This is a genomic window from Catonella sp. (assembly GCF_057250765.1).
The window spans coordinates 93732-107623 of the sequence record NZ_DBHIEC010000005.1; the positions used below are offsets into that span (position 1 = coordinate 93732).

Annotated in this window: 10 protein-coding genes and 1 pseudogene; 10 read left to right on the forward strand and 1 reads right to left on the reverse strand. The window is 40.8% G+C overall.

The window, feature by feature from the left end; all coding sequences use genetic code 11:
* Positions 1–158 precede the first annotated feature (158 nt).
* The 3 genes and pseudogenes from ACO6HM_RS04070 to ACO6HM_RS04080 all read left to right on the forward strand — a co-directional run.
* A pseudogene (locus tag ACO6HM_RS04070) lies at positions 159–707 on the forward strand (flavin reductase family protein); the annotation flags it as partial.
* 232 nt (positions 708–939) lie between these two features.
* Positions 940–1437 (forward strand): shikimate kinase, encoded by a 498-nt coding sequence (locus ACO6HM_RS04075; protein ID WP_485389892.1) that lies wholly within the window; start codon positions 940–942, stop codon positions 1435–1437.
* Positions 1438–1541: 104 nt separating this feature from the next.
* Positions 1542–1712 (forward strand): hypothetical protein, encoded by a 171-nt coding sequence (locus ACO6HM_RS04080; RefSeq protein WP_485389893.1) that lies wholly within the window; start codon positions 1542–1544, stop codon positions 1710–1712.
* Positions 1713–1793: 81 nt separating this feature from the next.
* On the opposite strand, the gene ACO6HM_RS04085 is transcribed toward ACO6HM_RS04080, so the two are convergent.
* Entirely contained in the window at positions 1794–3026 is a 1233-nt protein-coding gene (locus tag ACO6HM_RS04085) for a transglutaminase domain-containing protein (RefSeq protein WP_485389894.1), read from the reverse strand.
* A gap of 203 nt (positions 3027–3229) precedes the next feature.
* Between ACO6HM_RS04085 and ACO6HM_RS04090 the strand changes: the two genes are divergently transcribed.
* From ACO6HM_RS04090 to ACO6HM_RS04120, 7 genes are all read left to right on the forward strand, one after another.
* Entirely contained in the window at positions 3230–3526 is a 297-nt protein-coding gene (locus ACO6HM_RS04090; protein WP_485389895.1) for a septum formation initiator family protein, read from the forward strand.
* Positions 3527–3580: 54 nt separating this feature from the next.
* Positions 3581–4975, forward strand: coding sequence for a tRNA lysidine(34) synthetase TilS (tilS, locus tag ACO6HM_RS04095; RefSeq protein WP_485389896.1), 1395 nt, complete (start codon positions 3581–3583; stop codon positions 4973–4975).
* Between the two features lie 11 nt (positions 4976–4986).
* A complete protein-coding gene (gene hpt / locus ACO6HM_RS04100; RefSeq protein WP_485389897.1) occupies positions 4987–5514 on the forward strand; it encodes a hypoxanthine phosphoribosyltransferase in 528 nt (175 codons plus the stop codon).
* A gap of 30 nt (positions 5515–5544) precedes the next feature.
* Positions 5545–7383 (forward strand): ATP-dependent zinc metalloprotease FtsH, encoded by a 1839-nt coding sequence (gene ftsH / locus ACO6HM_RS04105; RefSeq protein ID WP_485389898.1) that lies wholly within the window; start codon positions 5545–5547, stop codon positions 7381–7383.
* Between the two features lie 376 nt (positions 7384–7759).
* Complete coding sequence (gene typA / locus ACO6HM_RS04110) at positions 7760–9592, forward strand: translational GTPase TypA (RefSeq protein WP_485389899.1); 1833 nt, start codon at positions 7760–7762, stop codon at positions 9590–9592.
* A gap of 156 nt (positions 9593–9748) precedes the next feature.
* A complete protein-coding gene (gene thrS, locus ACO6HM_RS04115; protein ID WP_485389900.1) occupies positions 9749–11563 on the forward strand; it encodes a threonine--tRNA ligase in 1815 nt (604 codons plus the stop codon).
* A gap of 96 nt (positions 11564–11659) precedes the next feature.
* The gene (locus ACO6HM_RS04120; RefSeq protein ID WP_485389901.1) at positions 11660–13888 is read left to right on the forward strand and encodes a diguanylate cyclase; all 2229 of its coding nucleotides are present in this window, start codon (positions 11660–11662) and stop codon (positions 13886–13888) included.
* Positions 13889–13892: the final 4 nt, after the last annotated feature.

Consider the following 13892-nt stretch of genomic DNA (forward strand, 5'->3'; position numbering starts at 1 on the left):
CTATAAAGATGCAGGTAGCTGTATGAAGAAACAAGTGAAGATTTATCATAAAGAGGAAGAATATGGTAAAAAAAGAAAATTATAATAAAAATACAAAAAAGCCTGATAAGGTGGATAAAAACGAAGAGAATGAAAAGATATCCTGGAAAGCCGGGAATATGCTATATCCCCTGCCTGCAGTTATGGTAAGTCTTACTGACAAAGAGGGAAGAAGCAATATCATCACCCTTGCCTGGGCAGGAACTATATGTACCAACCCACCTATGCTTTCAGTCTCCATAAGGCCCGAGCGGTATTCTTATGACATCATAAAGGAGACGGGAGAGTTTGTAGTCAATCTCACAACCAAAGCACTTACAAGGGCTACTGACTATTGTGGAGTAACATCTGGTAGAAATGTGGACAAATTCAAGGAAATGAAGCTAACCAAGCTTGAATCAGAAAAGGTAAAGGCAGTAGCCATAGCGGAAAGCCCTGTAAATATTGAGTGTAAGCTAAGGCAGGTAATGGAGCTTGGAAGCCACAGCCTTTTTATAGCAGATGTTGTAAATGTAAGAGTGGATGGGAAGTATATGGATGAGAAGGGAAGATTTAATCTTGCGAAAGCAGACCTTATTGCTTATTCCCATGGAAGATACTATGAGCTAGGGAAAGAACTTGGCTCATTTGGATACTCGATTAAAAAAACAAAATCTAAGACTAAAAAGGCGGAAAATGAAGAAAAAGGTGGTCTAAGAACCAAGGCTAATTTAGAAGGAAGTAAGAGAGATACTAAAAAGAGAGAAGATAAGAGTAAAACTACAGTAGGTAAAAAAGTGAAAGGTAGACGGAAAGCTGGCGGTGGAAAGAAATAAGACAGCCTTTATAGTAACAGCAGATAATATAGAAATTAATAAGCTATAAATAGTAAAATAAGAAATGTTTAGGAGTATTATAATTATGAAAAACAATATAACCCTCATAGGTATGCCTGGAGCAGGTAAGAGTACGGTAGGAGTTGTGCTTGCCAAGGTGATGGGATATAGATTTGTAGACAGTGACCTGGTTATACAGGAAAAAACAGGAAAGCTGCTTTCTGAGATTATTGCTGAAAAAGGTACAGAAGGCTTTCTTAAGGTGGAAGATGAGATAAATGCAGGCATAACCTGTGAGAAATCCGTTATCTCTACAGGTGGAAGTGCGGTCTACTGCAAAAATGCAATGGCTCACTTAAAGGAAATATCTACTGTAGTCTATCTCAAACTCCCTTACGAAAAGGTGGAAAAAAGGCTTGGCAATCTAAAGGACAGAGGAGTAGCCCTTAAGGAAGGTCAGACACTTAAAGACCTCTATGAAGAGCGCTGTCCGCTATACGAAAAATATGCAGATGTGGTTATTGATGCTGATACTACTTCTGTAGAAAGCTGTATGAGAAGGATTGTAGATGGAATTAAGTAAATAAATAAAAAAATTTTAATTTCCCTGCAACATTTTATGAGGAATATAACAGGAAATCAACAGACAAAGAGGATAACTCAGGCAATTACAACCCTTATGACTATGTGGGTGAGATCAGCGTAAATGATATCAAAGCAACTATAAAGGGAAGTGAGGAGTCACTAAACCTCGCTTTTGGGAATGATGGAGCCTATGAACATTCAATTTCTATTGATAATGCTGTAGATAGGGAAGTTTTCCTTAAGATGGTTGAAGAGGTTATGAATAATCAATAAGCTAAAAGGCGGCACACTAACTGGTTTAAGCGTTAGTGTACAGCCTTTTTTCTATGGGAAACTATTCTAATATATATTGTGTTATTTGATATTTAACTTATAGTCCTTACGAGCAGCAGGGTATTTACCGGTATCCCAGGTATGGTGGCCTTTTCTCATAGAGAGGTCGCCTTTTAGATAATAGTCTCTGGTATTGAAGTACTGATATTCATTCATCCAGCTTTTCTGACCACGGTTCCAGGTAGCATCCACATGATACCATTTTCCGTCTACCTTTACCATATTCCAAGCATGTAATGTAGTCTTATTTACATAGCCCGTTATGTAGATTGTATCAAGTCCTGCCTCAGTTGCCAGCCTGTAAAAGAGCTTAGCCTTGGCATCACATACGCCGCCCTTCTTATAGAGCAGGGCAAAAGAGCTATACACGGAGTATTTGCCTAGCTTTTCATCCTTTACACTTTTGCCTCTTGTGAGGTAGTTTCTGTTGTCACCAAAGGTATACCTGTACTGGGATACGATGTAGTCATTGATTGCCCTGACCTTTTCCTCATCGCTCATACCGTCTTTGATATGCTTATCTACCCAGTTCTCAACAAAGTCTTCCAGATGATTTACCTCTTTTTTGGTAATCTCATAATCAGTCTTTATTATCCACTTATAATAACCGTTGTAAGTGCTTTTTATGGAATTAAAATTCTTGTAATACCTGCTGATATCGTTAAATTCAGGTATTGCATAAAGCTTTTCCCAAAAAGCTGTGTACTTCTTTGTGTTATTTAAATCAAGGGCACTTTTATCCAGATTAATATGGAAATCTCTGTCCAGATTCTTTGCGTGAAGTAACATAAGGTCGGTAAGCTCTTTTTCTGTCTTTATTATAGGCTGTACATCATCCAGTATCTTCTTAGCCTCTGCCTTTGTTATATCATAGCTCACCCTCACCTGCCAGGTGAAGTATCCGTTATAATCATAGGTCAAAGTACGGTCTATATTGGCATGCTCTATTATATCGTTGTACTGAGGATATTTGGTAAGCTCCTCCCAGAAATCCTCAAAAGCCTTTGGCTCATTCTTAAGTGCCTGATTACCGATAACCAGGGTAAAATCCCTGTCAAGATCGGTTATGTGCTTAATAAAAGCATTTACTAGCTGCTTTCTTGTTAGTATGGCATTTTGATTAAGTGCTACGCTTCCTTCTATAGGTAAATTCTCTACAGTACCCGCATATACAGGCACATTTCCTGAAAATGTAAAAGTCGTACTTAAGTATAATAACGCCAAACCAACAAGCTTATGGTTTGTCTTTTTCATGTTTACCTCTTTATTCTTATATTATATTTAACGATATTATCTATATCGGCAGTAATACAAAAAAAGTAATATAGTTTCAATTAATATTTAAAAAAGCAATATAATGTTTAATTTGTTATCCGAAGGTCAATATCTAGTGGCTTGTAAAATGTAAGCAAATAGGCTAAAATAGAAACATATTTAAAGTGGATGGAGAGACGGTTATGGCAGGTAGAAGAAGGAGGTGTACCGGCAAGCTCGGGAAAGTGCTTTGCGCGGTGTTTGCTTGTTTGTTTCTGACTATCATCAGCATCAATAAGTTTATGCTGGAGGACAGGTTAGTACAGGCAAAGGTTAAGAATGAGGCTATGAAGGCCTATTTAGAGAGCGAAAAAGACAGGGCAGAGGAGCTTGAAGGTCTTAAGGCTGAGATGAAGACAAGGAAATTTGTTGAGGAAACCGCCAGAGATAAATTTGGTTTAGCCTACGAAAATGAAATAGTATTTGAACCGGAAAAATAAAAGGTCTGACAACCGCCAGGTAGTCAGGCCTTTGATTGTCGCTAAGGGGATGAAATGGACAGTATAGATAAAATCAAGGCAGTTATTAAAGACAATGAACTTATTAAAGAGGGCGAGAGAGTGGTAGTAGGCGTATCCGGAGGAGCAGATTCGGTATGCCTCCTTCTTGTACTTAAGGAGATAATGCCCCCTGAGTGTATAACCGCTGTACATATAAATCACGGAATCAGAGGGGATGAGGCCGCAAGGGATGAGGACTTTGTCTTACAGCTTTGCAAAAGACAGGATATCAGGCTTGAAATCAGACGGCTGGATGTTCCGCTCTTTGCAAGGGAGAATAAAATCTCGGAGGAAGAGGCGGGCCGTGTTCTTAGATACAGAGTATTTGAGGAAATCAGGCTCCTATACAAAGCTGATAAGATAGCTGTTGCCCACAACTTAAACGATGTGGCTGAGACCTTTCTTATGAATCTCTCAAGAGGAAGTGGAATAACAGGGCTTACAGGTATAAAGCTAAGAAACGGTGTACTAATCAGGCCTCTTATTAAGACAAGCAGGGAAGAGATTGAGGGAATAGTTACATACTTAGGTGAGAGCTTCATCACGGACAGCACCAATAACAGCCTCATTTATACCAGAAACAGGATAAGAAAGAGGGTAATTCCTGAGCTTGAAGAAGTGAATGAAAGGGCTGTAAGCCACATTAACGATGCCTGTGAGAGGCTTGAAAAGATTGAGGGCTACATTATAAAGGAAGCTGCGAATGCGTATAAGAGTTATGTGACCAAGGGCAAAGATATATTTGTTAGCAATGAAATATTGACACTTGATGAGGTAATAATAGAAGAAGTACTTCATAAAGCACTGTCAGAAGCGGCAGGAAGGGCAAGAGATATAGGAAGTGTACACATTTCGTACCTTCTTGAGCTTTTTAGCAAGCAGGTAGGCCGTGAAATTGACCTCCCATACAAGGTAAGAGCGTTTAGGGAGTATAAAGGAATAAGGCTTAAAGGGCGTGCCAACAAGTCTGACTCGGGAGAAAGCATACAGGTGCTGCCTGAGCTTTTGCTTCATACTGAAGATGTAGAAGGCATTTCTACGGTTGCATCAGAGGAAGATAATATAAGCCTCACATTTGAAGACGGAAGTGTAAAAAATCTTAGTCAAAACAGTTGTATCAGATGGTTTGATTATGATAAAATAGCTGAGAATGTAATGCTTCGATTCAAGGAAGAGGGTGATTACCTCGTTATTTCGCCTGAGGGAGATAAGAAGAAGCTAAAAAAATACTTTGCAGACAGCAAGATTCCTTCGGATATAAGAGGCGAAATCCCGCTTGTGGCTTCTGGAAACGAAGTTCTCTGGGTGGTAGGATATAGGACAGGTGAAGGCGCAAGGATCACAAGTAGTACAAGAAAGTTATTAAAAATGGAAATAAAAAGGAAGTAGTGGAGGAAAAAATGGAAGCTAAGATTACTACATTATTAAGCGAACAGCAGGTTTCATACCGCATAAAGGAGCTTGCAGAAGAGATTAACAGAGACTATGAGGGAAAGGCGGTGCATTTAATCTGTATTCTTAAAGGAAGTGTATTTTTCACTACAGAGCTTGCCAAACACATAACAGTGCCTCTAACCTTGGACTTTATGTCTGTATCAAGCTATGGCAACGCTACAGAGAGCAGCGGCAGGGTAAGAATAGTAAAGGACCTTGATGAAGGCATAGACGGAAAGGATGTGCTCCTTATTGAAGACATCATAGATTCAGGCAATACCTTATCTTTCCTTCAGGACATGCTATGGACAAAGAAGCCTAACTCACTTAAGCTTTGCACCCTCCTAGACAAGCCTGAGCGCAGGGTAGTAGAAGGAATCACGGTAGACTATGTGGGCTTTGAGATTCCTGATGAGTTTGTGGTTGGTTACGGTCTTGACTATGCTCAAAAATATAGAAATCTTCCATACATCGGAGTAGTGCATTTGGACTAAGGATTATTTTAAGCGAAACAGGAGAAAAAGGTGAGAAAACAAACCAGAGGAATTGGAACATATTTTATAGTATTGGCGATAGTTGTGATTGCTATGTTTTTATCTGAAAATCTTTATAAAATCAGCCACAACAATTATAACTATGAGAATTTTAAAGTGGATTTAGGCAAAAAGATTGTGGATTCTGTGGATATTTTCCAAAATCAGGCAACCCCAACAGGTGAAGTGGAAGTAATTATAGGTAAAGATAAGAATCAAAGGAATGAAAGCTTTTATGTTCCTGACGTAAATGAAGTAGTCAATCTGTTAAGGCAGGAGGGCTTTACCTCTTATGTAATGCACGATATAACCAAGCAGAGCTGGTTAGTCACCCTTATGCCTTATATGCTCATTGTTGTTATGTTTTTTATAATGATGATGATGATGATGAGCGCAGGCCCAGGCATAGGTGGAGGCGGCGGTGCAGGCAATGCCAAAATGGTGAATTTTGGTAAAAGCAGGGCAAGGATGTCGTCTGACAAAGATAAGAAGGTTACCTTTAATGATGTGGCAGGACTAAAGGAAGAAAAGGATGAGCTTGAAGAGATAGTGGATTTCCTTAAGAACCCTGCAAAGTACAACGGAATAGGCGCAAGGATACCAAAAGGCGTGATACTTACAGGCCCTCCGGGTACAGGTAAGACTCTGCTAGCCAAGGCAGTTGCTGGAGAAGCGGGAGTACCATTCTTTTCGATATCAGGCTCAGACTTCGTAGAGATGTTTGTTGGTGTGGGTGCTTCAAGAGTACGCGATTTATTTAGCGATGCGAAGAAAAATGCTCCTTGTATAGTATTTATAGACGAGATAGATGCTGTGGCAAGAAGAAGAGGTACGGGACTTGGAGGAGGACATGATGAGAGAGAACAGACACTTAACCAGATGCTTGTAGAGATGGATGGCTTTGGTATAAATGAGGGTATCATAGTGATGGCGGCTACCAACAGGGTAGACATCCTTGACCCGGCTATCCTTCGCCCTGGAAGATTTGACAGAAAGGTAGCAGTTGGCTATCCGGATGTAAAAGGAAGGGAAGAGATACTTAAGGTACATTCAAAGGGCAAGCCTCTTGGAGATGACGTAAATCTTGAGGAGGTTGCACGTACTACCGCAGGCTTTACAGGCGCTGACCTTGAGAATCTCTTAAACGAGGCTGCCATAAGGGCTGCTTCCGAGAATAGAAAATATATAGTTTCAGAAGATATCAAGAAATCATTTATCAAAGTAGGAATAGGAACTGAGAAAAAGAGCCATATTATATCAGAAAAGGAAAAGAGAATCACTGCTTATCATGAATCGGGACACGCTATCCTCTTTCATGTCCTTCCTGATGTAGGTCCTGTGTATACCATCTCTGTTATACCTACCGGAAATGGTGCAGCAGGTTACACCATGCCTCTTCCTGAGAAGGATGAAATGTTTAACACCAGAGGCAAGATGAGACAGGATATAATAGTAACCCTCGGAGGGCGTGTGGCTGAGGAGCTAATCCTCGATGATATCACCACAGGGGCTTCTGGTGACATCAAACACGCAACTAAGGTTGCAAGAGCCATGGTTACCCGCTTTGGTTTCACCAATGAAATAGGTCTTGTCAACTATGAGAATGATGATGATGAGGTATTCATAGGAAGAGACCTTGCACATACAAGGGCATACAGTGAAGAAACAGCAGGCAGGATAGATGAAGAGGTTAAGAAGATAATAGATGAGTGCTATGTGGAAGCAAAGCGTATAATATCCGAGCATATGGACGTGCTCCACGCAAGTGCAAAGCTTCTTATGGAAAAGGAAAGAATAACAAGGGAAGAGTTCGAAGCATTATTTAGCTAAAAGTACTTAGAAACCACGCTTATTAATGTTTATAAGGAAAAAGCGGCATTTATAGTTTAAAATGACAGATGAAAATATATAGTCTCTTTAAATACAAGGTAATTATTAATAGAAAAAACGTTAGAAAAAATTAAAGTTTGTGCAGACTTATTGCGTTTTTTCTGCTATACTAATAAGCGTAAACCCCAATACATTATATAGTTTTTGCTACACCCCATAAGTAACAAAAATACCTTCTCCGAAGAGGTCGGCTCCCCCAAGCCGGCCTCTTTACTTTTAAAATGTCTGGGGATTAAATATTTTTGACACCTGTAACCTATTGTGATAAAATCTTAAGGTTAACAAACAATCAGCATTTGGAATGAGGTAAAAAACGATGGCTTTAGCTAAAAGAAATGATATCAGAAACGTTGCAATCATAGCCCATGTAGACCACGGCAAGACTACGCTTGTGGATGAACTCTTAAAACAGAGCGGTGTGTTCAGGGCGAATCAGGAAGTTGCAGAGCGTGTTATGGATTCAAATGACATAGAGCGTGAAAGAGGAATTACCATACTAGCCAAGAATACAGCTGTTACATACGGAGATGTTAAGATAAACATAATTGATACGCCGGGACACGCAGACTTTGGTGGAGAGGTTGAGCGAGTCCTTAAAATGGTAGACGGGGTTATCCTTGTGGTAGATGCCTTTGAAGGTGCCATGCCTCAGACAAGATTCGTACTCACCAAGGCACTTGCACTTGACCTTCCTGTCATATGCTGTGTAAACAAGGTAGACAGACCTGAGGCACGTCCTCACGAGGTTGTAGACGAGGTGCTTGAGCTTCTCCTTGAGCTTGATGCTAGTGAAGAACAGCTTGACTGCCCATTCGTCTTTGCATCTGCAAAGGCAGGCTATGCTTCCCTTGATCCGGATGTGAAGGGTACTGACATGAAGCCTCTCTTTGAGACAATCCTGTCACACGTGCCTGCCCCAGAGGGAGACAGCGAGGCTCCACTCCAGGTTCTTATAAGCACAATAGATTATAACGAATATGTGGGACGTATCGGTATCGGTAAGGTAAGCAATGGTACTATCAGGGTAAACGGTGAGGTTATGCTTGTTAACCACCATGATGAGTCAAAGAAACAGAAGGTTAAGGTAACAAAGCTCTATGAATTTGACGGACTTAATAAGGTAGAAGTTGAATCTGCTACCATAGGAGCTATTGTGGCAATCTCAGGAATTGCCGATATACATATTGGAGATACTCTTTGCGATGTAAATAATCCGGAGGCTATCCCTTTCCAGAAGATATCAGAGCCTACCCTGGCCATGAACTTTATAGTAAATGACAGTCCTTTTGCAGGTACTGAGGGCAAGTTTGTCACATCAAGGCATCTCAGAGACAGACTCTACAGAGAGCTTAATACAGACGTGAGCCTTAGGGTAGAGGATACCAATACCACTGAGGCGTTTAAGGTATCAGGAAGAGGTGAGCTTCACCTTTCCGTACTTATTGAGAATATGCGTCGTGAGGGTTTTGAGTTTGCGGTAAGTAAGCCTGAGGTACTATACAAAGAGGATGAAAAGGGCGGAACCCTTGAGCCTGTTGAGCAGGCAATTATAGATGTACCAGATGAATTCTCGGGAGCAGTTATATCTAAGCTTTCAGAACGTAAGGGCGAGCTTAGAAATATGACTACAAACGCAAGCGGAACCACACGACTTGAGTTCATTATTCCATCCAGAGGGCTTATAGGCTACAGAGGAGAATTCCTCACAGATACCAAGGGAAATGGTGTCATCAATACAATATTTGAAGGCTATGTGCCTTATAAGGGAGAGATTAGCTACCGTGGACAGGGCTCACTTATTGCATATGAGACAGGTGTTAGCGTGACCTACGGACTCTTTAATGCGCAGGAAAGAGGAACCCTCTTTATCTCACCAGGTGAGAAGGTGTACAGTGGTATGATTATAGGACAGAATGGAAAGGCAGAGGATGTAGAGGTAAATGTGTGTAAGACCAAGCATCTTTCCAATACCCGATCATCAGGGTCAGATGACGCACTTAAGCTTTCGCCTCCAAGGGTACTAAGCCTTGAGCAGGCAATTGACTTTATAGAAACAGACGAACTGCTTGAGATTACACCGAAGACACTCAGAATAAGAAAGAAAATCCTTGATCCACTTGCACGAAAGAGAGCTTCAAGAAAGAACTAATCAGTCTTTGCTTTACCTGCCTCTTAGTTGGATTCAGGCTGGTGTATACGGTTTTTTGAGATTTGTATTTATGGTAGAAAAGGTGTATAATAAATCAGATAGGCGTTTTGCGAATATATTAGTTTTGCCTAAGGCGAAAACACAAGGAGATTTAAGATGGAAAGAGAAGAATTTTTACAGGTTTACCGCCATTCTTTAGCACACGTGCTTGCAAAGGCAGTGTTTGAGATATTTGGTGAAAGTGTTCAGATTGCTATAGGACCACAGATTGAAGATGGTTTTTACTATGACTTTGTACTTCCAAGGGCAGTGACAGAGGATGACTACAAGGTTATTGAAGATAAAATGCGTGAAATATTAAAGCGTAAAGAGACTTGGACAAGAAAAGAGCTTACAAAGGAAGAGGCCCTCGAGAAGTTCAAGGACCAGAAGTTTAAGGTTGAGATAATCAATGACCTCCCTGAGGATGCCATCATCTCTACCTACGACACAGGAGATGATTTCTGCGACCTATGCCGTGGACCTCATATTGAGAACTCAGCAGAGCTTCTAAATGTAGCCTTCCAGGTTAAATCCGCTTCAGGTGCTTACTGGAGGGGTGACGAGAAGAGAGACAGGCTTCAGAGAATCTATGTCTATGCCTTCCCTACAAAAGATGAGCTTAAGGCACATCTTAACCTTATTAAGGAGGCTCTTGAGAGAGACCACAAGAAGCTGGGACCAAAGCTTGACCTCTTTATGTTCAATGAGACTGCACCGGGTATGCCTTACTGGCTCCCAAGAGGCTGGAGGCTGTATCAGGAGCTTATAAAGTTCTGGAGAAAGATACATGTTAAACACGGTTATCAGGAGATATCAGCTCCTGTCATCAACAACCGTAAGCTCTGGCTTATAAGTGGCCACTGGGCTCATTATGTAAACAATATGTTCATCGTGCCGGGATTTGATGATGACCTTACACAGAGAACCTTACAGAGTATAGAGCTTGATTCAGATTCTACATATGCGGCAAAGCCTATGAACTGTCCTAATGCGATGCTTACCTACAAGAGAACAGTTCATTCCTACAAGGAGCTTCCTATCAGATATAACGAGATAGACGTTATTCACAGAAAAGAGAAGTCAGGCCAGCTTAACGGACTTTTCAGAGTTCAGGAGTTCAGACAGGATGATGACCACACCTTCGTAATGGAATCTCAGATAGAAGAAGAGATAGCAGACGTAATGGAGGTTGCTGACCAGATATATAACACCTTTGGCATCACATACAGAGCTGAGCTTTCAACACGTCCTGATGACTTTATGGGTGATATAGAAGTATGGAACCGTGCTGAGGCAGCCCTTAAGAAGATACTTGACAAGAAGTACGGTGAGGGTGGTTACGAGGTAAATGAAGGAGATGGGGCTTTCTACGGTCCTAAGATTGACCTTCAGATTAAGGATGCGCTTGGAAGAGAATGGCAGTGTGGTACTATTCAGCTTGACTTCCAGCTTCCACACAACTTCGAACTCACATATCAGGACAGCGATGGAACCATCAAGCAGCCTGTGGTTATACACAGAGCTATCTTTGGTTCATTTGAAAGATTCATCGGTATACTTATAGAGAACTACAAGGGAGATTTCCCGTTCTGGATATCTCCTTATCAGGTGGCTATCGTACCTATCAGAACAGAGCATAATGAGTATGCTAAGGAGATTGAGGATGCCCTCTTTGAGATGGGCATAAGGGTAGAAGCCAACTATGACGATAAGAACATGAATGAAAAGATTAAGGGCTTCAAGCTAATGAAGGATCCTTACATCATTGTAGTAGGAGACAAAGAGAAAGAAGAAAGGACAGTATCCATTACAGTCCGCGGACAAAAGCAGCAGATGCATGGAGTGCCTCTTGATACCTTCTATAAGATGGTCAAGAAACTTCAGGATACCAAGGCGGGCGAGCTTATTAAGGATATATCTGAAATCTAAAGACAATATAGGCAGTAATGCGATGAGTATTGCTGCCTAATGTTTAAGTTTGGATATTTGGTTTATAGCTCTTGTGACAGGCGTTAGGGGAAAAATATGAATATAGATAATTATATTTCATTAAGGGCAGAGAATATTCACAAACAGCTTATATCAGACATCTTGTTAAATGCAGAAGGGGCAAATGAGCTACTTGACAAACTTACGGAAACCATCAGATATGAGGAAGATTATGTCTGGCGTGCGAGCGTGGAAACAGCAAAGGTTTATCTGCTCATACGACGAGGGGATCCGTCAGAGGTTATTAAAAGAGGAAGCGGGCTTGTAGAAATAGCGGCTTTGCTTCAGGAATGGGAACTGCTTTCGTTTGACTATAATATGATAGGAAGTGCCTATTTTATGCTTGGTATGTATGAAAAGGCTATGGAATATTATTATAGCGCGATAAATAATGAAAGGGAACATGGATTAAGAAATATATTACCTGCGGCATATGGCAATATCGGAAGGATATTTCTGAATTTAGGAATATATGAAAAGGCGGTCGAGCATCTAAGGTCTGCTCTGATATACTTTGCTGACGCAGACAAAGATTACTTTAGGCTTGGCGAAAAAATAGTGCACATCTTGTCGGATATCATGTCATCAGTAACAATGCTTGAGAACCCGGACGTGGATGAGATTCAGGATATCTTAGAGCAGCTTGAGGCCATAGATGGTGATAAGCTTAGTGCAGATGTTGCCTATGTGTACTATCTTGGCCTTATGGCTTACTTTTTTTGGATAGAGGACTACATCAGGGCAAAAGAGGAATTCTCCAAAGCTTTGGCAAGAGCTAAAGAGAGGAGAATATATAAAATAGCCGTACTATATTCATTTGTGGAGGGCTGCCATGTACATGGCTTAGATCTTGATTTCTTTGCTGAGGAGCTTTTAGAGATTGAAGAGATGGCAACAGATGAAGAACCAATAAGTGAGCCGATGATTTATGACTATTTAAGGCATTATTATATAAAGCTTGGAGATACCTATAAGGCCGATAAAATACAGCGTAATTATAAAACTTTTCTTGAAAATAAATTTGAATTAAACAGGCAGAAAAAGGCTGAGTCACTTGAGATATTTGAGAGCTTGCTTAAGATTGGAGAAAGCCTTCGCTTTAATGTTGACAAAAATAAAGAGTTTGAGCTGGTTGCAAAGGAAGCAATACGCAATAAAAACGAGCTTCAGAGAACCTATGACAGATTCAAAATGATTCACGAAATAGGAATCAAGCTTACTTCCTCGACCAATCTAAACGAGGTGGTCAATCTCATCTACAAGAACATGCGTGAAAATATACCTGTAGACGCTTTTATAATCATGTCAGCAGAACCAGAGAATAATCAGTTGCGCTCCCTACTCTGCTACAATATGGGTAAGGAAAATGCTGAGTTCACAGTAAGTCTTGACAGTAAGGAAAGCGCCTTTGTAAGGTGTTGTATGACCAATAGCATAATAACCTCGGAGGATGAAGGATTTACTCCTCATTTCGACTATGAGACATATAGCACTGATGAGATTATAAAGGGAACCATGAAGTCTGCTCTATTTATACCACTGGCGGTAGGAGACAAGGTCATAGGAGCATACTCAGTTCAAAGCAGATATGAGAAGTCATACAGGCCTGAAACTATCGACTTTTTAAGGGAGCTAAAGCCTTATCTTGTGATAGCTCTTAACAATGCTGTTCATGCAAAAAAGCTTGAAACTGAGATAGAAAGAAATAAGGAGATTCAGGAAAAGCTAAGAGAAGCTAACAGTAGGCTTAGCAAGATGGCAGGAATAGATGCCCTTACACAGATAAGTAACAGAAGGGAGTTTACTGAGAAGTTCTATCAGCTTCGTATTGAGGCGGATAAGGCAGACAAGCCTGTCAGTGTCTTTATGTTTGACATAGATGACTTTAAGAAATTCAACGATACCTATGGCCATTTTGAGGGAGATGAGGCCCTTAAGAAGGTTGCGGGTGTTATAAACAATAATATTATCAAAAACGACGGAATCGCGGCCCGCTTTGGCGGTGAGGAGTTTATCAGTGCCTGTATGGGGCTATCTGAGGAAGAAAACCTTGCCCTGGGTGAAAAGATAAGGAATGAGGTGCTTGAACTGGGCATCAATAACATAGATACGAGGCTGGGTACATTAAGTATAAGCGTCGGAATAGCCATATCCAATCCGGGGAGAATAGTGGTCAAATCAGAGATTATGAGCCTTGCTGATGAAATGCTGTATGAGGCCAAGAAGTCCGGAAAGAATAAGGTTGTGATGAAGGTCGTGGAGTAATACG